At 74.6% G+C, this 21,366-nt stretch carries 15 protein-coding genes; 3 read left to right on the top strand and 12 right to left on the bottom strand.

Annotated elements, in window-relative coordinates; translation table 11 throughout:
* Positions 1–45 precede the first annotated feature (45 nt).
* A complete protein-coding gene (locus DQ240_RS14990) occupies positions 46–6,189 on the top strand; it encodes a DUF4011 domain-containing protein (RefSeq protein ID WP_113840417.1) in 6,144 nt (2,047 codons plus the stop codon).
* Between the two features lie 63 nt (positions 6,190–6,252).
* Positions 6,253–7,497, top strand: a complete 1,245-nt coding sequence (gene ilvA, locus DQ240_RS14985; RefSeq protein WP_233498731.1) for a threonine ammonia-lyase IlvA — start codon at positions 6,253–6,255, stop codon at positions 7,495–7,497.
* A gap of 1 nt (position 7,498) precedes the next feature.
* On the opposite strand, the gene DQ240_RS14980 is transcribed toward ilvA, so the two are convergent.
* The 4 genes from DQ240_RS14980 to DQ240_RS14965 all read right to left on the bottom strand — a co-directional run bounded on the left by DQ240_RS14980 (position 7,499) and on the right by DQ240_RS14965 (position 13,149).
* The gene (locus DQ240_RS14980) at positions 7,499–9,730 is read right to left on the bottom strand and encodes a SpoIIE family protein phosphatase (RefSeq protein ID WP_113840415.1); all 2,232 of its coding nucleotides are present in this window, start codon (positions 9,728–9,730) and stop codon (positions 7,499–7,501) included.
* Between the two features lie 9 nt (positions 9,731–9,739).
* A complete protein-coding gene (locus DQ240_RS14975) occupies positions 9,740–10,090 on the bottom strand; it encodes an STAS domain-containing protein (protein WP_158548733.1) in 351 nt (116 codons plus the stop codon).
* Positions 10,091–10,260: 170 nt separating this feature from the next.
* Positions 10,261–11,661 carry a cytochrome P450 gene (locus tag DQ240_RS14970; protein ID WP_113840413.1) on the bottom strand — a complete coding sequence of 467 codons (1,401 nt, stop codon included), beginning with the start codon at positions 11,659–11,661 and terminating at the stop codon, positions 10,261–10,263.
* A gap of 87 nt (positions 11,662–11,748) precedes the next feature.
* Positions 11,749–13,149, bottom strand: a complete 1,401-nt coding sequence (locus tag DQ240_RS14965; protein WP_199589332.1) for a cytochrome P450 — start codon at positions 13,147–13,149, stop codon at positions 11,749–11,751.
* 209 nt (positions 13,150–13,358) lie between these two features.
* Between DQ240_RS14965 and DQ240_RS14960 the strand changes: the two genes are divergently transcribed.
* On the top strand, positions 13,359–13,787 hold the full coding sequence (locus DQ240_RS14960) for an ATP-binding protein (protein ID WP_158548731.1): 429 nt from the start codon (positions 13,359–13,361) through the stop codon (positions 13,785–13,787).
* Positions 13,788–13,811: 24 nt separating this feature from the next.
* Here DQ240_RS14960 and DQ240_RS14955 read toward each other — a convergent pair whose 3' ends face one another.
* The 8 genes from DQ240_RS14955 to DQ240_RS14925 are packed head-to-tail and all read right to left on the bottom strand — an operon-like array spanning position 13,812 to position 21,291.
* Positions 13,812–14,030, bottom strand: a complete 219-nt coding sequence (locus tag DQ240_RS14955; protein WP_113840411.1) for a hypothetical protein — start codon at positions 14,028–14,030, stop codon at positions 13,812–13,814.
* Positions 14,031–14,076: 46 nt separating this feature from the next.
* Positions 14,077–14,718, bottom strand: coding sequence for a TetR/AcrR family transcriptional regulator (locus DQ240_RS14950; RefSeq protein WP_113840410.1), 642 nt, complete (start codon positions 14,716–14,718; stop codon positions 14,077–14,079).
* A 25-nt stretch (positions 14,719–14,743) separates the two neighbouring features.
* Complete coding sequence (locus DQ240_RS14945; protein WP_113840409.1) at positions 14,744–15,895, bottom strand: lipid-transfer protein; 1,152 nt, start codon at positions 15,893–15,895, stop codon at positions 14,744–14,746.
* The gene (locus DQ240_RS14940) at positions 15,892–16,302 is read right to left on the bottom strand and encodes a Zn-ribbon domain-containing OB-fold protein (protein ID WP_113840408.1); all 411 of its coding nucleotides are present in this window, start codon (positions 16,300–16,302) and stop codon (positions 15,892–15,894) included. The genes DQ240_RS14945 and DQ240_RS14940 overlap by 4 nt, the downstream gene beginning before the upstream one ends.
* Entirely contained in the window at positions 16,299–17,579 is a 1,281-nt protein-coding gene (locus DQ240_RS14935; RefSeq protein ID WP_199589331.1) for a cytochrome P450, read from the bottom strand. The genes DQ240_RS14940 and DQ240_RS14935 overlap by 4 nt, the downstream gene beginning before the upstream one ends.
* The gene (locus DQ240_RS23320; protein ID WP_158548729.1) at positions 17,576–17,737 is read right to left on the bottom strand and encodes a hypothetical protein; all 162 of its coding nucleotides are present in this window, start codon (positions 17,735–17,737) and stop codon (positions 17,576–17,578) included. Before DQ240_RS23320 ends, DQ240_RS14935 begins: the two co-directional genes overlap by 4 nt.
* On the bottom strand, positions 17,734–20,202 hold the full coding sequence (locus tag DQ240_RS14930) for a CaiB/BaiF CoA-transferase family protein (RefSeq protein WP_113840407.1): 2,469 nt from the start codon (positions 20,200–20,202) through the stop codon (positions 17,734–17,736). The genes DQ240_RS23320 and DQ240_RS14930 overlap by 4 nt, the downstream gene beginning before the upstream one ends.
* Before the next feature lie 3 nt (positions 20,203–20,205).
* Positions 20,206–21,291, bottom strand: coding sequence for an amidohydrolase family protein (locus DQ240_RS14925; RefSeq protein WP_158548727.1), 1,086 nt, complete (start codon positions 21,289–21,291; stop codon positions 20,206–20,208).
* Positions 21,292–21,366: the final 75 nt, after the last annotated feature.

Genomic DNA, 21,366 nt, shown 5'->3' with positions numbered 1-21,366 from the left:
GCGTCCTGACCGGACCGGTCCGTCCGGACCGGTAGACAGGACACCGTGAGCACCACTCCGGTCCGCCCGGCCCCCGCTGCCGCCGGCAGCGCGCGGCCGGCGGTGGCGATCTCGGCGACGAGCACGCCGGTGCTCTCCTACGCGCTCGCGCACAACCGGGTCCCGGTGGTCTCCAGGCTGACCCTCACCAACCACGGCGGCGCCGCGCGGGCGGCCACCGTCCGCCTGCAGGTGCTCGACGCCGAGGGCCCCATCGGCGGCGCGGTCGAGCGGCTGGTCGACCTGGACGCCGGGCGGACGACCGTGCTGGGCGACGTCGGCCTGGTCATGGACCCCGCAGCGATGCTGCAGATCGAGGAACAGCGGCCGGGCTCCATCGAGATCGACGTCCTGGTCGACGGCGACGACGTCGGCGGGACGGCGCTGCCGGTGCAGGTGCTGGCCGCCAGCCAGTGGCTGGCGACCCCCGCGCCGCTGGCCCTGGAGATGCTCGCCGCGCACGTCCTGCCCAACCACCCGGCGGTCGCGCACCTGCTCGACGAGGCCGCGACGCTGCTGGCCGACCGCACCGGCGACCCGTCGGTGCAGGGGTACCAGGCCGGGCCGGAGCGGGTCGACCAGATCGTGTCGGCGCTCGCCACCGCCATGGCCGCCCGGGACATCCGCTACAGCGAGCCGCCGGCCAGCTGGGCCGACGTCGGCCAGAAGATCCGCACGCCGGGTGACGTGCTCGACGGCCGGGTCGGCACCTGCCTGGACACCGTGGTCGTGCTGGCCGCGGCGCTGGAGCACGCCGGCATCCGGCCGCTGCTGTGGGTGGGGGACGGTCACGCCTTCCTCGGCTACTGGCGGGAGGAGCGCAGCGCGGAGAGCGCCGCCACCACCGACGTCGCGCCGCTGGTGAACCTGGTCGACCTCGGCTACGTGCGGCTGGTCGAGACGACTCTCCTCACCTCCCGTGGCGAGGCCGCGCCGCTGCCGGACGCCGAGGAGCTGCACCGCGCCGCCTACTCCGCCTGGCTGACCGGCGGGCTCGGGCGCGGGCCCGAGGGGCTGGACCGGATCGTCGGCGTCACCGACGTCTACCGGGCCCGGCGGGACGGGATCGTGCCGCTGCCGGCGCGGACCCGGGGCACCGACGGCACCGTGCACGTCGTCGAGTACCGGCCGGCGGTGCACGGCGCCGCGCCCCGCCCGACGCAGCCGACGGGCGCCGACGGCGACCGGCCGGTGCGCCGGCACGGCCGGCCCGAGGCCCCGGGGCGCGTGCAGCAGTGGAAGAACGCGCTGCTCGACCTCTCGCTGCGCAACCGGCTGATCAACTACACGGAGCGGTCCGGGCTGCCGTTGACCGTTCCCGCCGGCGCCCTGGCCGCGCTCGAGGACATGCTCTCCGGCGGCACCACGGTCTCCCTGCTGCCGTCGGACCGGCTGGCCGCGGTGCACCGGGAGCGCGGTGCGGCCAGCGCCCGCGAGCTGCCCGAGGAGCTGCTGACCGAGACGCTGACCGAGCGGCGGTCGGTGCACGCCGACGTCACCGAGGGCGGTTACCTCCCCCGCCTGCGCGGCCTGGCCTACAAGGCCAAGACCGTCCGCGAGGAGACCGGCGCCAACAACCTGTACCTCGCCCTGGGCAGCCTGGTCTGGGAGCTGGACGGCCGGCCGCTGCGCTCGCCGCTCGTGCTGGTCCCGGTCGTGCTCACCGCCGCCTCCCGCGGCGGCGGCTACCGGCTGACCGTCGACGACACCGGCAGCAGCACCCCCAACTACTGCCTGCTGGAGAAGCTCCGCCAGGTGCACGGGCTGGTGGTGCCCGGCCTCGCCGAGCCCGAGGGCGACGGCACCGGGATCGCGCTGGACCGCGCCCTGGACGCGATGCGCCAGGCGCTGGCCGAGGCCGGGCTCCCCCACCGGGTCGAGCCGACCGCCGACCTCGCCGTCCTCCAGTTCGCCAAGTACCGGCTCTGGCGCGACCTCGACGAGCACTGGGCCGACTTCGCCGAGAACCCGCTGGTCGCGCACCTGCTGCACGGGCCCACCGAGGCGTTCGCCGACCCGGCGCCGGACACCGCCGGCACCGTCGACCTCGACGAGCTCGCCGCCCAGTGTCCCGTCCCGGCCGACGCCTCGCAGCTGCGCGCCATCGCCGAGGCCGGTGCCGGGCGCACCTTCGTGCTGGAGGGCCCGCCCGGCACCGGCAAGTCGCAGACCATCACCAACCTGCTGACCCGCGCCGTCGCCGACGGCAAGCGCGTGCTGTTCGTGGCCGAGAAGCGGGCGGCGCTCGACGTGGTGGCCCGCCGACTCGACGCCGTCGGCATGGGTCCGTTCGCGCTCGACCTGCACGACAAGGGCAGCAAGGCCGCCGCGGTGCGGGCGCAGGTCAAGGCGGCCCTGGAGCACGCCGTCGCCGTCGACCGGCAGGGCCTGCGTGCCGACGCCGAGGGCCTGCGCGCCGCCCGCCGCACGCTGGCCCGCTACGCCGAGCGGCTGCACGCGCCCAACGCCGCCGGGCTCTCCTACTACTCGGCGCGGACGGCGCTGCTCGTCCTCGCCGACGACACGCCCCTGCTGCCCGTCCCGGCTCCGGTGGTCGCCGCGGCCGCGGCCGACGACCTCGCCGCCGTCCGGCGGGCGCTGGCGCTGCTGCCCGACGTCGCCGACCTCACACGCCCCTCCCCCCGGCACGCGTGGGCGTTCGTCGACACCCCGGGAGTGGACCTGCTGGCCGCCCAGCAGGCCGCGGCCGCCGTCGACGCCGCCATCCGCGCGCTGCCCACCGAGGACCACCTGGCCCGCGCGCTGCGCGAGGTGTGCACCCCGGCCGACCTCGACGGGCTGGCCCACCTCCTCTCCGGCCCGCCGACCACGCTCGACGTGCTCGACGAGGTCCCGACCGCGCGGTGGGCGGCGGCCACGACGCAGGTGCTCGCCGAGGTCGCGGCCTTCGCCACCGGCGTGCACCCCGGTCTCGACGTCGCGACCCCCGAGGCGCTCGCGCTGCCGCTGGCCGACCTGTACGTCGAGGCGCAGACCGCGCAGGCGGCGACCTGGCTGGCCCGTCGGCGCGGCCTCGCCGTGGTCCGCGAGAAGCTCGCGCCGGTGCTGCGGCCGGACGTGAAGCTGCGGCTGCGGGACGTCCCGGACCTCGCCGCGTCGCTGTGGCGGCTGCAGACCGCCGCCGCCCAGCTGGCCGCCCGCGCCGCGGTGATCCCCGGCCTGTCGGTCCCGCCGGACTGGAACCCGTTGCTGGCGCCGGACGTGCTCGAGAGGCAGGTGGACTGGCTGCGCCGGTCCGGGGCCCTGGTCGACAGCGCCAGCGAGTTCGCCGTCCAGCTGCGCCGCTACGTCGTCGCAGGGCCGGGACCCGACGCGGCGGCCGCGGACGCCGTCGCCCGGCTGCGCGACACCCTCACCGCACTGCTCACCGTGTGCGGCAGCGACGCGCGCCGGCTGGCCGCCTGGTGCGGCGACGACGGCCTGGTCTTCCGCTGGACGATGACCCGGCCCGAGCGGGGGGTCGAGCACACCGGCCTGATGTCGCTGCGCCGCTGGGCCTCGTTCCTCGACACCCTCGAGCCGCTGCGCGCGGTCGGCCTGACCGACGCCCGCACGGTGCTCGTCCGGGGCGAACTGCCCGCCGACGACGCGCTGCGCGCCTTCGAGCACGGCGTCGCGGTGACCTCGGTGACCGAGCGCCGGGACGCCTCCGGGCTGGACGCCTTCGACGCCGAGGTGCACGAGAAGGCGATCGGCCGGTTCGCCGCCGCCTCCCGCGCCGTCCGCCGGCACCTGGCCGCCGCGCTGCCCGCGGACCTGCTGGCCGCCCGCCCCTTCGACGCGCACTCCGGCGACGGCCGGGTGGGGGCGCTGCAGCGGGAGCTGGCGCGGTCCCGCCGGGGGCTGGGCGTGCGCGGGCTGCTGGAGAAGTACGCCGACCTGGTCACGGCCGTCACGCCGTGCGTCCTGGTCAGCCCCGACTCGGTGGCCCGGTTCTTCCCGGCCCGCGCCGGGCTGTTCGACCTGGTCGTCTTCGACGAGGCGTCGCAGATCCGGGTCGCCGACGCGGTCGGGGCCCTGGGCCGGGCCCGGGCGGCGGTCGTCGTCGGCGACAGCCGGCAGATGCCGCCCACGTCGTTCGCCGAGCCGGCGACCGGTGGCGACGACGACCCGGTCGACCTCCTCGGGACGACGGTCGAGGACGAGGAGTCGATCCTCTCCGAGTGCGTGCAGGCCCGGGTGCCGCGCCAGTGGCTGTCGTGGCACTACCGCAGCCAGGACGAGTCGCTCATCGCCTTCAGCAACACCAACTACTACGAGAACCGGCTGTCGTCGTTCCCGGCGCCCACCCACGGGCGGTCCTCGGCGGAGCCCGACGGCCGCGGGGTCTCGCTGGTGCGGGTGCACGGCACCTTCCACCGCTCCGGCGCCGGGCGGCTGCTGCGCACCAACCCGATGGAGGCCAAGGCCGTCGTCGCGGAGATCCGCCGGCGGTTCGACCTCTCGCCGGACACGCTGCCCTCGATCGGCGTGGTCACCTTCAACGCCCAGCAGCGCTCCTACATCGAGGGGCTGCTCCGCGACGCCGACGACGAGCGGCTGGTCGAGGCCCTGGACCGGACCGACGGCGAGGGGCTGTTCGTCAAGAACCTGGAGAACGTCCAGGGCGACGAGCGCGACGTCGTCTTCTTCTCGACCGGCTTCAGCCCGGACGACCGCGGGGTGCTGCCGCTGAACTTCGGTCCGCTCAACCGGGTGGGCGGCGAGCGCCGGCTCAACGTGGCGATCACCCGCGCCCGCCGCCAGGTCGTCGTCTTCACCTCCTTCGACCCGGCCCAGCTGCGCGCCGAGCAGACGGCGTCGGTCGGGGTGAAGCACCTGCGCGCCTACCTCGACCTCGCGGCGCTCGGCACCGACGCCCTCCCCCGCGACGCGCGCCCGCTGACCACCCTCGACCGGCACCGCGAGGAGATCGCCGACGCACTGCGCGGACGGGGGCTCGAGGTGCGTACCGACGTCGGCCTGTCGGAGTTCCGCATCGACCTGTCGGTCAGCGCGCCCGAGGCCCCGGACACCCCGGTGATGGCCGTGCTGCTCGACGGACCCGCCTGGGCCCGGCGGGGCACCGTCGGCGACCGCGACGGCCTGCCCGTCGAGGTGCTGGGCGGGATGCTGCGCTGGCCGGCCGTGGAGCGGGTCTGGCTCCCCTCGTGGCTGCGTGACCGCGAGGCGGTGCTCGACCACCTGGTCGCCGCGACCCGGTCGGTCGCACCGGCCGCTCCCGCGTCCCCCGCGCCCGCCTCCCCCGCGCCCGCCGCCCAGCCCGCGACCGCCGCGCCGGATCCGGAGCCCTCCGTGCCCCAGGTGCCGCGGGTGCGCCCGGTCCTCGTGGTCGTCGACGACGGCCCGGCGACGCCGCCGGCCCCCTCCGCGCCGCCGATGGCGGCGCTGCGGTCCGCCGCGGCCCTGGCCCCCGCGGTCCAGCCCGCGCCGCCGGTGCGGGCGGAGCTCACCGTGATCGCGCCGGGGCCGGAGACCGCTCCGGCGGACCCGGCCCCCGCCGGTACCGACGCCGAGCCGCCGCCCGCCCGGCCCGCCCGTCGCCCGGCCGGCCGCACCCCGCCCACTCCGGCGCTGGACGGCGAGCAGCGCTTCGTGCCGTGGACGCCGAAGCCGGCCGGGGACCGCAAGGCGCTCGACCAGCTCGCCGACCCCGCGACCGCCCGCGCCGTCCGGCGGGTGCTGGGGGCCGGCCTCCGCGCCGAGGGACCGGTGCACCGCGACCGGCTGACCCGGCTGGCGGCCGCTGCGCACGGGCTGACCCGGGTCACCGAGACCCGCCGCGACGCGCTGCTGGCGCTGCTGCCCGCCGACGTCCTCGCCGGTGACTTCGTGTGGCCGTCGAGCGTGGACCGGGCGACCTGGCGGGCGTTCCGGCGCCAGGCCACGAGCGCCGACCGGCCGCTGGAGCACGTCGCGCCGGAGGAGGTCGCCAACGCGATGGCGGCGCTCTGCCCGGCGGCCGGCACCACCGCGGACGAGCTGTTCGTGCGCACCGCGGAGGTCTTCGGCTACCGCCGTCGCACCCCGTCGCTCACCCCGCTGCTCGAGCGGGCCGCGGAGCTCGCCGTCGCGACCGGCCGCCTGACCCGCACCGACGACGGCACGCTGCTCCCGCCCACGACCTGACCGGGAGGCATGTCACCCCGCCCGGTGACCGGCGCAGACAGCGCGCTCGGCGAGGATGGAGCGGTGAGCTTCACCGCCGACGTCGACGACGCGGTCCGCCGGCTGGCCGGCATCGCGCACCGCACCCCTCTCCAGCGCAACGCCCGGCTCTCCGCCCTGACCGGCGCCGAGGTGTGGATCAAGCGGGAGGACCTGCAGATCGGCCGCTCCTACAAGATCCGTGGCGCGTACACGACCATCAGCCGGCTGGACGACGCCGCCCGCGCCGCCGGGGTCGTGTGCGCCAGCGCCGGCAACCACGGCCAGGGCGTGGCCCACGCCTGCGCCGCCCTCGGGGTCCGGGGCTACGTCTTCGTGCCGGGCACCACCCCGCGGCAGAAGCGGCAGCGGATCACCGCCCTGGGGAAGGGCCTGGTCGAGCTGGTGGTCTCCGGCGACACCTACGACGACGCCGCCGCCGCGGCCGCCCGGCACGCCAGCGCCACCGGCGGCACGCTGGTGCCCGCCTTCGACGCGCCGGGCACGATCGCCGGCCAGGCCACGGTCGCCGTCGAGCTGCTGGAGCAGCTGCCGCAGCGCCCGGACGTCGTCGTCCTGCCGGTGGGCGGTGGCGGGCTGCTCGCCGGCGCCGGCACGTGGCTCGCCGAGCACAGCCCCGGCACCCGGCTGGTCGGCGTCGAGCCGGCCGGCGCGGCGAACATGACCGCGGCCCTGGCCGCCGGGCACCCGGTGGAGCTGCCCGAGATCGACACCTTCGTCGACGGCGCCGCCGTCCGCCGGGCCGGCGACCTGACGTTCCCGCTGGTCCGCGACTGCGGTGCGGAGCTGGTCTCCGTCCCCGAGGGCCAGATCTGCACCGAGATGCTCGAGCTCTACCAGGTCGACGGCGTCATCGCCGAGCCCGCCGGGGCCATGGCGACCGCAGCCCTCACCGGTGGTCTCGTCACCGTCGAGCCGGGGCAGACCGTGGTCTGCCTGCTGTCGGGCGGCAACAACGACGTCAGCCGGTACGCCGAGGTCATCGAGCGGTCACTGGTACACCGGGGGCTCAAGCACTACTTCCTCGTCGAGTTCCCGCAGGAGCCGGGCGCACTCCGCCGCTTCCTCGACGAGGTCCTCGGCCCCGACGACGACATCGTGCTGTTCGAGTACGTCAAGCGGGACAACCGCGAGACCGGCGCCGCGCTGACCGGCATCGAGGTCGGCAGCGCCGCGGACCTGACCGCGCTGCTGGCGCGCATCGAGACCAGTCCGCTGCGCATCCAGCACCTCGCGCCCGGGACGACGGCCTACCGCTTCCTGGTCTGAGTCAGCCGACCCGGCCGAGGCCGAGGAGGGTGACGTCATCGGTGTCCGGCGGGTCCAGCACCGCGAGGACGGCGTCCAGGACGGCCGAGACGTCGGCGCCCTCCGCCGTCGCCGCGGACTCCAGGACCGAGAGCCCGGCGTCCACCGGCTCGCCGCGGCGCTCCACCAGCCCGTCGCTGAACAACAGCAGGCGCTCGTCGCCGGTCAGCCGCAGCCGCGTCTCGGCGTACTCGGCGTCGTCGAGGATGCCCAGCGCGGGACCGCGACCGGCGCGCAGGAACCCGGCGGTGGTGGAGAGCACGGGCAGGTGTCCGGCGCTGGCGATGGCGACCTCGCCGGTGGCCGGGTCGAGCTCGGCGACGACCGCGGTGGCCATCTCCCCGGGCAGCAGGGCGGTGAGCAGCCGGTTCAGCTCCGCCAGCGCCGTCCCCGGCCCGAGGTCGCGCAGCAGCGTCGCGCGCAGGGCGTGCCGCAGCTGGGCGGTCACGGCCGCCGCGGTCAGCCCGTGGCCGGCGACGTCGCCCAGCACGAACGACACCCGGCCGCTGGGCAGCGGCACGAGGTCGTACCAGTCCCCGCCCACGACGTCGTCGGCACTGGGCAGGTAGCGGGCGGCGAGGTCGACGCCGGGCACCTTGGGCAGCTCGTCGAGCAGCAGGGTGCGCTGCAGGGCGGCGGCCATCCGGTTCTCCTCCTCGGCCCGGACCCGGCCGGCGACGGCGACCTGCTCGGCGAGCGACCGGGCGGCCGCGACCTCGTGCTCCCGCCACGGCCGGGCGGTACCGCGGACGATCTCGGTCCACGCCTCGAACGACCGGCGCGGCGAGAGGCGGCCGCTCGCCGCGATCTCGGTCTTGTGCGGGTTGCCGCCCCACGTGACCTCGCGCGGGGTCTCCGGCCGGAACCAGGCGAGGAAGTCCCCGCCGTCCAGGCCGACGGCGAGCACCCCACTGGCCGTGCCGGCGAGGTCGGCCGCGCCGGGCAGCACCCGGGGCAGCGAGTCGGTGACCGGGGCTCCCGCGGCCAGCAGCGCCTCGACCAGCGGGCCGACCCGCTCGGCCGGTGGGGTCTCCCCCAGCAGCCGCAGGCGCCCGTCCAGCCGGACGGCGGCCCCCGTCGCCGGGAACAGGCCGAGCACGGAGGGCGCTCCCCCGCCACCCTCGGTGAGGGCGGGCAGCGGCGTGCGCCCGGCCCGGCCGACCGCGGCGACGAGGTCCGCCGACCGCTGGGCCACCCCGACGACGTCCCCCTGCTCGGCGGCGTCGACCGTCGTGGGCAGCAGCAGCGACGCGGTCCGGCCGAGGAACTCCGCGGCCACCCGGTCGGTGTAGGACGGCCGGCGCGGACCGTCGTAGTGGTGGCAGGCGATGAGGCCCCACAGCCTCCCGCGGTCGATCAGCGACACCGACATCGAGGCAACGACGCCCATGTTCGCCAGGTACTCCAGGTGCACCGGGGAGACGCTGCGCAGCATCGCGCCGGAGAGGTCCAGCGGCCGCCCGGTCGCGGGCACGGTGGCGGGCTCGAGCGGCACCCGGGTGTAGCGGGCGTCGGGGATCAGCCGCATCCAGTTGGTGGCGTACAGCGCCCGTGCCTGCGCCGGGATGTCGGCGGCCGGGTACCAGAGGCCGAGGAACGGCTCGAGGTCCGCCCGCCGGTCCTCGGCGACCACCTCGCCGTTCCAGTCCCGGTCGAAGCGGTTGACCATGACCCGGTCGAAGCCGGTGAGGGCCCGCACGTCACGGGCGAGGACCTCGGTGAGCTCCTCCAGGGTGGCGGTTCCGGACAGCCGCTGCAGCACCGACGGCAGCCGACGGTGCCACGCCGGGCCCGCCTCCGCGGCGCCCTCCAGCAGCTCCCACTCGGTGACCAGGAGCCCGTCGGCGCGGTGCACCACCAGGTCGACGGGGCCGCCGGGCAGGGCGAGCCGCACCGGGTTGAGCTCGGCCAGGTCGCCGGCGTCTCCCGCGAGCCCGGCGCGCAGCCGGTGCAGGTCGGCGGGCTCGAGCAGCTCCGCCAGCGTGCGCCCCCCGACGTCCGTGCCGAACACGCGGGCGGCGTTCGCCGAGGCCACCACGACGGTCAGGTCCGGCTCGGTCACGGCCAGGAGCGCACCGTGCGGCTGGATGGCGCCCGGCACGGCGATCGGCTCGTCCGCGCAGCGCAGCAGCGCCTCGGACAGGACCGCGTCGGCCGTCGCGCCGTCGGGCAGGGGACTCTCGGCCGTGGTCACCGGCCGACCCTACGAGCCGAAGCCCCCACCGGCGAAGCCCGGCTTCTCCACGATCGGCACCGCCTGCTGCAGGTCCAGCAGGTCGAGGACGAGCCGGACCGGCCGGTTGTCGGCGGGGCACACCACCTGCAGGGGGACACCGGCGCCGTCGGCACGCCGCGCGGTGCGCACGAGCTGACGGGCGCCGGAGGAGTCGAGGAACGTGGTCTCGCTCAGGTCGACGACGAACGCGGTCGGGCCGGCCTCCAGGACGCCGTCCACGGCGTCGGCCAGCTGGGGTGACGTCGCGATGTCGAGCTCACCGCGCACCCGCAGAGCCGGCCGTCCGTGGACGGTCGTGCGCTGGACCTCGAACAGCACGGACCTCAGCCTCTCACCCAGCAGGCGGCGCCCCGGCGCCGGACACCTGCTCCCGGAACACCGTAGGCCCTGGTCCCACGGCTGTCTCGATCAGGTCACCCGTCCGGTCGCCGTCGGAGCACCCGATCGGGCGCCGGGTCCGCGGACCCGGCGCCCGAGGGGCGGGACGACTACTCGGAGAGCCGGGCGGCCTCCTTCTTCACGGTCACCGGCTCGGCCAGCCGCTGCTCGTCGACGACCTCCTGCAGCCTGTCGATGGTCTCCACCAGCCCCGCGCCCAGGCGCGGGCCCGGGGTGAAGGTGGCGGGCAGGTGCTTCAGGCCGTTGATGACGCCGACGGTGTCGTAGTGCACCGCGCCGTCGGGGTCGCAGACGAAGTCCGGCATCCGGTCGAGGACCGCCTTGAGCATGGTCTTGAACGTCGCCCGGGCGACGTTCGAGCCGATGCACCGGTGCACGCCGAGCCCGAAGCTGGCGTGCCGGTTGCCCTTGCGGTCCAGCTGGACCTCGTGCGGGTTCTCGAAGACCTTCTCGTCCCGGTTGGCCATCGCCCAGGACAGCCAGAGCCGGTCGCCCTCCTTGAACTGCACGCCGTGGATCTCCGCGTCCATCGCCACGGTGCGGCCGTCGCCGGGGGCCGGGGTGTAGTAGCGGAGGAACTCCTCGGTGGCGCTGTCGCGCAGCTCGTCCCACTCGGCGATCAGGCGGGCGCGCTGCCCGGGGTTCTCGCTGAGCCACTCGAGCGCGTGCGCCGTGAGCGCCGTCGTCGTGTCGAAGCCGCCGCCCAGGAGCAGCCCGACCGTGCCCAGGATGTCCATGTCGGAGGGCTTGCGGCCGGTGATCTCGGCGTTGATCAGCGCGTTGACCAGGCCGGGCCGGGGGTTGGTGCGGATGTCGGAGATGTAGCCGAACGACCGCATGCCCATCTCGATCTGCTGCGCGTTGATGCGCTCCATCTCGGGCGTGCCGGGCTTGGTGTAGACGGCCGCGTGGATCGGCTCGACGTAGGTCTCGTAGTCGTTCATCGGGAAGCCGAGCATCGCCATGGTGAGCACGGCGGGGACCACGTTGGCGAGGTGGTCGACGAAGTCGATCCGCCCGGTCTCGATGACCTCGTCCAGCGCCGCGCGGGTGATCTCGTCGATCACCGGCTGCCAGCGGGCCACGGCCGCCGGTGAGAGGTACGGGTTCAGGGCGTTGCGGTAGTGCCGCTGCGCCGGCGGGTCCATGCCCAGGAACTGGCCACCGAGGGCCCCGGGGCCACCCGCCATGCGCTGGCGGACCTCGATCGGCGGCGACGGGATCGAGATGCCCGTGTAGCCCTTGCGCTCGCCGTAGGGGTCGTCGTCGTTGGAGAGCACGTCGGCGCGGCGGGCGGTGTCGAACAGCTCCTGGTTGCCCGAGACGAACCAGTAGCCGCCGTGGGTGTCGTTCCAGGCGATCGGCTTGGTCGCGTGGAGCTCGTCGGAGAGCCGCTGGAACTCGGTCCGGTACTGGTCTCCGTGCCGGTCCAGCTCGATCCGCAGCGCGCTGCGGTCGTCGCCGGTGCGGACGGTGTCGTCGACGGTCATGCAGGTTCTCCCGGGGATGGGTCGGTGCCGGTGGGGACGGGGAGCCGCGATCGCTCCGGGACGGCGGCGGGGGTGGACGGCTGCGGGTCAGGAGAGGCGGGCGGCCTCGCGCTGGACGGTCACCGGCTCGGCGAGACGCTGCTCGTCGACCACGGTCTGCAGCCGGTCGATCGTCTCGGCCAGCCCGGGCCCCAGGCGCGGGCCCGGGGTGAAGGTGGCCGGCAGGTGCTTCATGCCGTTGATGACGCCGACGGTGTCGTAGTGCACCGCGCCGTCGGGGTCGCAGACGAAGTCCGGCATCCGGTCCAGGACCGCCTTGAGCATGGTCTTGAACGTCGCGCGGGCGACGTTGGAACCGATGCACCGGTGGATCCCGAGGCCGAAGCTGGCGTGCCGGTTGCCCTTGCGGTCGAGCTTGAGCTCGTGCGGGTCCTCGAAGACCGTCGCGTCCCGGTTGGCCATCGCCCAGGACAGCCAGAGCCGGTCGCCCTCCTTGAACTGCGCGCCGTGGATCTCGGCGTCCTGCGTGACGGTGCGGCCGTCGCCGGGGGCCGGGGTGTAGTAGCGGAGGAACTCCTCGGTGGCGCTGTCGCGCAGCTCGTCCCACTCGGCGATCAGGCGGGCGCGCTGCCCGGGGTTCTCGCCGAGCCACTCGAGCGCGTGCGCCGTGAGCGCGGTCGTGGTGTCGAAGCCGCCACCGATGAGCAGCGACACCGCGCCGAAGACGTCGCTGTCCTCCGGCTTGCGGCCGGTGATCTCGGCGTTGATGAGGCCGTTCACCAGTCCGGGCCGCGGGTTCGCGCGGATCTCGGCGATGTAGCCGTAGGTCCGCATGGCCATCGCGATGCTCTGCTCGATCACCCGGTCCATCTCGGGGGTGTTCGGCTTCGTGTAGACCTGCGCGTGCGTCGGCTCGCAGTAGACCTCCCAGTCGGCCATCGGGAAGCCGAGCATCGCCATCGTCAGCACCGCCGGGACGATGTTGGCCAGGTCGTCGACGAAGTCGATCCGCCCGGTCTCGACGACCTCGTCGAGCGCCGCGCGGGTGATCTCGTCGAGCACGGGCTGCCAGCGGGCCACCGCTGCCGGGGACAGGTACGCGTTGAGCGCGTTGCGGTAGTGCCGCTGCACCGGCGGGTCGAGCAGCAGGAAGTTGCCGCCGAGGGCTCCGGCCGGGCCGGCCATCGCCTTGGCCGACTCCGGGTTCATCGCCGGGATGCTGATGCCGACGTAGCCCTTGCGCTCCCCGTGCGGGTCGTTGTCGTTGGACAGCAGGTCGGCGCGCCGCGCGGTGTCGAACAGCTCCTGGTTGCCCGAGACGAACCAGTAACCGCCGTCGGTGTCGTTCCACGCGATCGGGGCGGTGGCGTGCAGGTCGTCGGCCAGCTCCACGAAGTCGGTCCGGTACCGGTCACCGTGCCGCTCCAGCCGGATGACGCGGGGCGCCCGCTCCGACACGGGTGCGGTGCTCGTCTCGTCGACGCTCACGCTGGTTCCTCTCGTCGGGTGCCCTGGCCGGTCGCGCTCGTGACCGCGTTCACAGTTCGATGGAAGAGTATCGATCGAAACGTCTGTCGCAAACCCCCCTGCCCGGGGAGTCCCCCGCGTCGCACCGGCCCGGCGTCGGCGGGGCGGGCTCGTGGGCGCCGGCCCCACCTGGCAGGCTGCGGGTTCCGCACACGACCGGAGGGGGCGGGATGGACATCGCATTCACCGTGACCCTGCCGGTCGACACCGACAGCGTCCCGTTCGTCCGCGGGCTGTGCCGCCAGGCGCTGGAGCACCTGCAGATCCCGCAGCCCGTCATCGACGAGGTGACGCTGGCCCTGACCGAGGCGTGCGCCAACGTCGTCCAGCACAGCGGCGGCGACGCGCAGTACGAGGTCGGCGTCGCCATCGACGACAGCCGCTGCCGCATCACGGTCTGGGACGACGGCGAGGGCCTCGACCCCGACGCCGCTCCGAACACCCGGGCCGGTCGGGAGCTCGCCGAGGGCGGGACGGGACTGCTGCTCATGCAGGCCCTCGTGGACCGACTGGACTTCCGGCACGACGCGGACGGGCGGCACCGGGTGACGCTGGAGAAGCGCTTCAGCAGCCGGCCGGCGCTGCGCCTGCTCGACTAGCGCGGCCGCTCGGCGCGCGCCGGGTCAGCGGGCGCGCAGGACGCCCTTCTCCTCGAGCTCCAGCAGCGCCGCGAGCCGCCCGGCCCGCGCCGCGGCGTCCTGCGCGGCGGCGTCGGAGCCCTGGGCGCGGGCGCAGAGGCTGGCGACCTGGCGCACGACGATCCGCCGCCACGCCTCCCGGCGTCGCTCGGCCCGGTCGACGGGTGCCGTCGCGATCCCGGACGTCCCTGCGAGTGCCTCCACGCCGACCTCCTCGACTGTGCGCTGCGTCCTGCCGCACGAAGATAGGTCAATGACTTTCGAAACGTCCAGTCCTGGAGGTCACGAGCAGTCCGATCGCCCGCACCAGCGCCTGCTTCTGCGCCGCGAACTCCGCCGCCCGACCGGCGCCGTAGGCGGGCGGGTTGGCGCTGATCATCAGGTGGCTCATCGCCATCCCGCGCAGCGCGTGGAAGAGCACCGGCCCCAGCTCGTCCTCGCTCTCGCCGGAGCCGGCCAGCACCTCGCCGCCCAGCCGGTGCAGGTCGGCGTCGACGGCTCCGGTGATCCGCTGCATCGTGGCCAGCGTCTGCTCCGACGTGCGCGGGTCGTGGGCGAGGGTGAGCAGCACCTGCATGAAGACCAGGTACTCCTGGCTGCCGTAGTGGGCCTCGAGCACCGCGAGGTACTCCCCCACCCGCTCCTCGACCGAGCCGCCCCGGATCTCCGCCTCCCGCAGCAGCCGGCTCAGCCGCTCGTTGCCCTCCTCGAGGACGGCGAGCATCAGCGCCTCACGGGTGCCGAAGTGGTGCTGGATGGCGCCCCACGTCACGCCGGCGCGCTCGGCGATGGCGTTGGAGCTGGCCCGGTAGATCCCCCGCTCGAGGATGCACTGGATCGCCGCCTCGACGACGGCGGCCCGGGCAGGCTGGTCCGGGCGGCTCGCGGTCACGACCGCCGAGGGTACGACCCGGAGGTCAGCGGCGGAGGAGGACGCCGGTGCGGCCGGCGCTGACCAGGGCGACGTGCGGGTCGTCGAGCTGGTTGGGCGACGAGCCGCGGAGCTGGCGCACCGCCTCCAGGGTCAGGTTCAGCCCGTGGATGTAGGCCTCGCCGATGAGCCCGCCGTTCGTGTTGCACGGCAGGGCGCCGGTGGGCCCCAGGTGACCGTCGGCGACGAAGTCCTTGGCCTCGCCGTACCCGCAGAAGCCGAGCGCCTCCAGCTGGAGGAAGAACATCGGGGTGAAGGCGTCGTAGATCATCGCGACGTCGACGTCGGCCCGCTCGAGGCCCGCGGCGCGGAACAGGCTGTCCCCCATCTCCGCGGTCCCGTCGAACCGGGAGAGATCGGGGCGGTAGTGGTTGCTCGCCACCTCCTCCTCGAAGAGCCCGACCGAGGCGGCGGCCGCGATCTGCACCGGCGCCGGGGTGTCGGCCGCCCGGTCGCTCGAGGTGACCACCATCGCGACCGCGCCGTCGGTCTCCTGGCAGCAGTCGAACAGGCGGATGGCGGGCTCGGCGATCCAGCGGGAGTTCTGGTGGTCGTCGAGCGTGATCGGCCGGCCGGCGAAGTAGGCGTTCGGGTTGGTCGCCGCGTAGTCGCGGAACTGGACGACGGCCCGGCCGAAGTCGGCGCTGGTCGTGCCGGTCTCGTGCATGTACCGGGTCGACTCGAACGACATCCACGACGCCGGCGTGAGCACGCCGAACGGGGTGGCCCACTGCATCGCCGTCGTCCCCGAGTGCCCGCTGACCGGCTCGGGAGCGACACGGGCCCGCCCGAAGCGCTTGCCCGACCGGGACCGGCAGGCGCGGTAGACGACCACCGCGCGCGCCGCGCCGGAGAGCACCGCCGCGGCGGCGTGCTGGAACATCCCCTGCGACCCGCCGCCGCCGTAGGGCACGCGGCTGGACCAGCGGACGGCGGGGATGCCGAGCGAGCGCACCAGCTCGGTCTCCTCGACGGGGTCGACGGTGAAGCTGACCAGCCCGTCGACGTCGGCGGTGGTGAGACCTGCGTCGGCGAGGGCGGCGACGATCGCCTCGGCCGCCAGCCGGGTCTCGCTGCGGCCGGCCTCCTTGGAGAACTCGGTCGCCCCGACCCCGACGATGGACGTGGAGCCGTTCATGCTCGCCCCTCCCGGATCGCGAACACGGGGACGTCCCCCTCGGCGGTGGGCGCGGAGGTGACCTCCACCGGCAGCCCGATGCGGACGTCGGCCGGATCGACCCCGACCAGGTTCGACAGGACGCGCGGCCCCTCGTCCAGGGTCACGAGCACGGCCACGACCGGGTACTCGAACGACGGGTGCTGCGGGTGGTGCAGCAGCGACCAGCTGTAGACCACCCCGGTCCCGGCGACGTCGGCGAAGGACAGCGCGACGGAGTGGCAGTCCGGGCACATCGCCCGCGGCGGGTGCTGCCAGCGGCCGCACGCATCGCAGCGCTGCACCGCCAGTCGCCCCTCCGCGGCCGCCGTCCAGAAACCGTCGTTCTCCTCGGTGCGCAGCGGCGCCGGCCGCACGTGGTCGGTCATCGACCTCTCCCCGCCGATCGGGGGCCGGGCGTGAACTCGACCGGCAGGCTGGTCGGCGCCCAGACGTTGCAGGCGTCGTCGAACCGGGGGACGTCGGTGACCAGGAGCCGGAAGTCGGGCAACCGGTCGAGGACCGCGTCGATCATGACCCGGAACATCGTGCGGGCCAGGTTCGACCCCAGGCAGCGGTGGAGGCCGACGCCGAAGGCCATGTGCCGGTTGGGCCACCGGTCGACGTCGACGACGTCCGGGTCGGGGAACTCGGCGGGGTCGCGGTTGGCCGCGGCCCACATGAGCAGCGCCCGGTCGCCGGCGTGCATCCGCTGCCCGTGGAACTCCGCGTCCCGGGACAGCGTCCGCATCTGGCACTGCGTCGGCGTCCCGATCCGCAGGAACTCCTCGGTCGCGGTCGCCAGCAGGTCACGGCGGTCGGTCAGCCGCTGCCGCAGGGCCTCGTCGCGGCCGAGGTGGATCAGGGTGTTGCCGGTCAGGCCGCTGGTGGTGTCCATGCCGCCGAGCAGGATCAGGAAGACGTAGCGAACCTGCTCCTCGAAGCTGATGGTCCGTCCGTCGACCTGGCAGCGGGTGATCGCCGTGAGCAGGTCCTCGCTCCCGCCCGGGTCCGCCGTGCGCTCCCGGATCGCCGCGGCGACGTGCGTGACGACGTTCCCCAGCGCCGCCTGCCCCTCGGCCGAGCTGCCGTGGATGATCGCGTGGATCCACGACACCCACACCGCCCAGCGCGACTCGTCCAGCCCGAGCAGGTGCAGGGTCACCCGGGCGGGCAGCGGGGTCGTCAGCTGCTGCACGAGGTCGGCCCGGCCGGTCCCGACGAACTCGTCGACGAACTCGTCGGTCATCCGCCGGATGACCGGTTCCAGCGCGGCGACCGATCGCGGCGAGAGCGGGCCGAGGGCCGCCTTCCGGAACTGCTGGGCCTGCGGCGCGTCGATCTCGATCGGGATGGGCCCCGTCCCGGGCGGGAGGGCCGCCCCCTCCCCGTCCCTGGGCAGGCCGACGCCGGCCGAGGTGGAGAAGAGCGCGTCGTCCCGTGTCGCCTCGTACACCGGGCGGTAGCCGGTCAGCATCCAGAACCCGCCGTTGGTGGTCGACCAGGCGACGGGGTGCTCCTGGACCAGGCCGCGGTAGATGTCGTGCACGTGGGCGCTGAAGAACGGCTGGTGGGGGTCCAGCCGCATCGTCGGTCGCGGCGGCGCCCCGTCCCCGACGTCCTCCAGCGTGACCGGGACGGGGACCTCGACGGAGCCCACGGTCACCGCTGCTCGTCGAGGAGCCGCGCCAGGCGTGCGGCGCGCGCGGCGGCGTCGCGGGCCGCCGGGCCCGATCCGCCAGCCCGATGCCGGAGGCGCTCCAGCTGCACCTGCACGATCCGCCGGCGGGCCTCCCGGGTCCGCTCCGCGACGGGCGCGGTCACGACTGCGCCCCGGCCTGCGCGGTGTCGTCCACGGCGCCGGAGGCGATCAGCTTGTCGATCTCCTCGGGCGTGTAGCCGGCCGCCTGCAGGACCTGCCGCGAGTGCTCGCCCGGCCAGACCGGTCCGCTCCGCAGGACCCCCGGGGTGTCCGACAGCCGAAAGTACAGCCCGGCCGCCTGGGTGTGCCCGACCCGGCGGTGCGGGAACGCCGGGGAGAGCAGCTCGGCCGCCCGCGGGTCCTCGCCGGAGAAGAGGCGGTCGGCGAAGTGCGGGTCGGGCACCTCGCACGGCACCCCGGCGCCGTCGAGGGCGGCGAACCACTCCGCCGACGTCCGGGTCGCGAACGACGTGGCCAGCAGCTCGGCCAGCACGGTGTCCTCGGCCGCCCGCCCGGACCCGGTGGCGAACCGCGGGTCCGCCGCCAGGTCCGGCCGCTCCAGCGCGGTGCACAGCGCCGACCACGCCCCGTCGCCGAGGACGGCGATGCAGATCCAGTCGTCGGCGGTGCGGTACAGCCGGTAGAGGGCGTTCCAGCCGTACTGCTCGCCGTCGGGTCGCTGCCGCGCCCCCCGGTGCGCGCCGTCCGGGGTGATCCACGCGGTCGAGGTGTGCAGCAGGTGGGCGTAGAGGATCGACGTCCGCAGGAACTGGCCCTCGCCGGTGCGCTCGCGGTCCATCAGCGCCTCGATGATGCCCAGCGCCGAGAGCAGCCCGTTGCCGGTGTCGCCCAGCGAGGTGCTCGACCAGATCGGCCGGCCGCCGTCGTCCAGGCCGCCGTCCAGCCAGCTGGTGCCGCCCAGCGCGGCGCCGGTCTGGTCGTTGCCGGGGTTCTGCTCCCGCGGGCCCTGCTCGTGGCCGATCGTGTGGCAGTAGACCAGTCGTGGGTTGATCTGCTTCAGCGACTCGTAGTCGATGCCCAGGCGCTGGGCGGCGGCGTAGCGCATGTTGTGCTGGACGACGTCGGCCTGCTCGACCAGGCGCTTGAGCACGGCGAGGCCGGCCGGGTCCTTGAGGTCGAGGGCGATCGACTCCTTGTCCCGGTTGCACATCTGCGCGATGTGGTTGGAGTACCAGAACTTCTCGGTCAGCGAGTTCACCTTGATCACCCGGGCGCCGAGCTGGGCCAGCATCTGGGTGCCGAACGGCCCGGCGACGGCGACACCGAGGTCCAGCACGGTGATCCCCTCGAGCGGCGCCGTCAGCGGCCGGCCGGCCGGCGCCTCGGGGACGGGCCCGCCCGCGCGGATCAGCCGGTCGGCCTCGGCCCGGACCTCGTCGGTGTGCTGGCCGCGGGCCGGCGCGGGACGCGGGGCCGGCTGCGGGTGCCGCTCGAGGTCGATGACCCGGCCCACCTGGCGGACGACGCCGAACTCCGGGTCGGGGACGTCGACCACGCAGCCGTCGTCGACCAGCAACGGGTCGAGCAGCGCCTCCTCCGGGGAGCGCACCGGCTGCAGCGGCGTGCCGACCTCGGCCGCCAGCCGCACCCAGTCGGCGACCGGGTGCCGCGCGACGGTCTCGACCATCTGGTCGTGGAAGTGGAAGAGCACGACCATGTCGTGCGGCGACGGCGTCACGCGGTACGACGCCTTCTTCGGCGCCGGCACCGAGGGCAGCGGCTGCATCTCGGCCTCGTCGGCGTTGATCACGAACTCCGGCAGCGGCACCCAGTTGTGCAGCCAGCGGCCGTCGGACCCGCGGAAGAACCCGCGCGGGGTCCGCGGGTCGGGGATCCAGGTGAGGAAGTCCTCGACCTCCGGGTCGTCCACCTTCACCCACGCGCCCGGGGTCGTGACCATGACGCCCTGGAGCAGGCTCGCGTCCACCCGCTGCCCGCGGCCGGTGACCTGCCGGGCGCGCAGCGCCGCGGCGATGCCGACGCTGGCGATGTAGAAGGTGCCGAGGTCCACCCACGGGGTGCCGCTGAACAGGGGCCCGTCCCGGTCGGGGCCGTTCCAGACGGTCTCCGGCTGCTCGACGCCGGGCATGATCCCCGCGCCGCCCGAGAGCCGGCTGATGGTGGTGCCGAGCGTGCCCCGGACCTCGTACTGGTGGCCGGTGCGCGCGGCGACCAGCGCGCCGAGGCCGGGCCGGTCGGCGTCGGGGCCGTCGGCGCCGTAGCCGGTGATGGAGCAGTACACGAGCCGCGGGTTGAGCGCCGACAACGTGTCGAAGTCGATGCCGAGCCGCTGCGTCGTCCCCGGGGCGAAGCTCTCGACGACGACGTCGGCCTCGCGCGCCAGCGCCAGGAACCGCTCGCGGTCCGTGGCGTCGGTGAGGTCGAGGACGGCGCTGCGCTTGCCGCGGTGCCACACCCGGTATCCCGACAGGTCGCCGAACGGGTCTCCCCCGGGGCGCTCGATGCGGGTCACCTCGGCGCCGTGGTCGGCGAGCAGCATCGCCGTCATCGGGCCGCTGATGCCCCAGGAGAGGTCGAGGACCGTCAGCCCGTCGTGGACGCCCATCGACTACGACAGGTTCCAGGTGCGCATGGCGTTGCCCGACAGCATGAGCTCGCGCTCGTGCTGCGGGACCTCGGCGAACTGCTTCTCGACGCACGCGCGGGAGTTGGGCCACGAGGTGACCGGGTGCGGGAAGTCGGTGGACCACATGAGGTTCTCCACCCCGATGTAGTCCCGCATCCGCTCGAGGCCGAGCTTCTCGTCGATGAAGGTGAAGCTCATGTTCCGGCGCATGTACTCGCTCGGCAGCATCGTCGTGCCGGGGTACTCGTAGCCCTGGCGGGTGACCATGTCGTCGACCATCTCCATGTACCAGGCCACCCACGCGATGCCGGGCTCGACGAAGACGAGCTTCAGGTCCGGGAAGCGCTCCAGCAGGCCGGTCATGGTCCACATGCCGAACGACTCCGCCGTCATCAGCGGGGTCATCGAGACCATGATCCCCTTCAACGGCGTGGGGTCGCGGTCGGCGAGCTCGCTCAGCGTCGTCTTCAGCCCGATGTGCAGCGCGATCGGCAGCCCGGTCTCCTGGATCAGCGACAGCAGCGGCGCGTAGCGGTCGTGGTAGTAGTCCAGCTGCCCGAGCTCGTTGGGGAAGACCGGGAGCTGCAGGGACCTCGCCCCCAGGCCGACGACCCGCTCCACCTCGCCCATCGCCAGCTCGATGTCGTGGATCGGCACCTGGTAGCTCATGACCAGGCGCTTGGGGTCGACGTCGGAGAAGGCGTGGAGGCAGTCGTTGAAGGCCCGCAGCGCCGGGCCGACGCCGCCGTCCTTGATCGTGCTCAGGTACCGGAAGGCGCTGACCTCGCTGTAGAGCACCTCGACGTCGACACCGTCGGTGTCCATGTCCTTCAGCCGCTCCACGGGGTCGGAGTAGCTGGGCCGGGAGAACGCGGAGTTGGCGGTGGTGGCCTTGTCCTTGGGCTTCGCGCCGGCCTGGTTGGCCGCGCCCGCGCCGGTCTTCATCCGGTTCTCGTGCTCGGCGGCCGCCTCGTCGTAGACCGCGTGGTACTTCGCCGGCATGAACGACTTGATCTGGTCGTGCGAGACGCGGACGTGGGAGTCGGCAGAGATCAGGCGCTCGGTCATGGGGGGCTCCTCGTCGCCGGGGTCCGGGGGTGCACCGACGCCCTCGGCAGGCTCGGCGCCGAGCGCCATAGTAGC

This window comes from Blastococcus sp. TF02A-26 (genome assembly GCF_003319125.1).
Taxonomy (GTDB): domain Bacteria; phylum Actinomycetota; class Actinomycetes; order Mycobacteriales; family Geodermatophilaceae; genus Trujillonella.
This window is presented reverse-complemented; position numbering and strand designations above follow the sequence as displayed.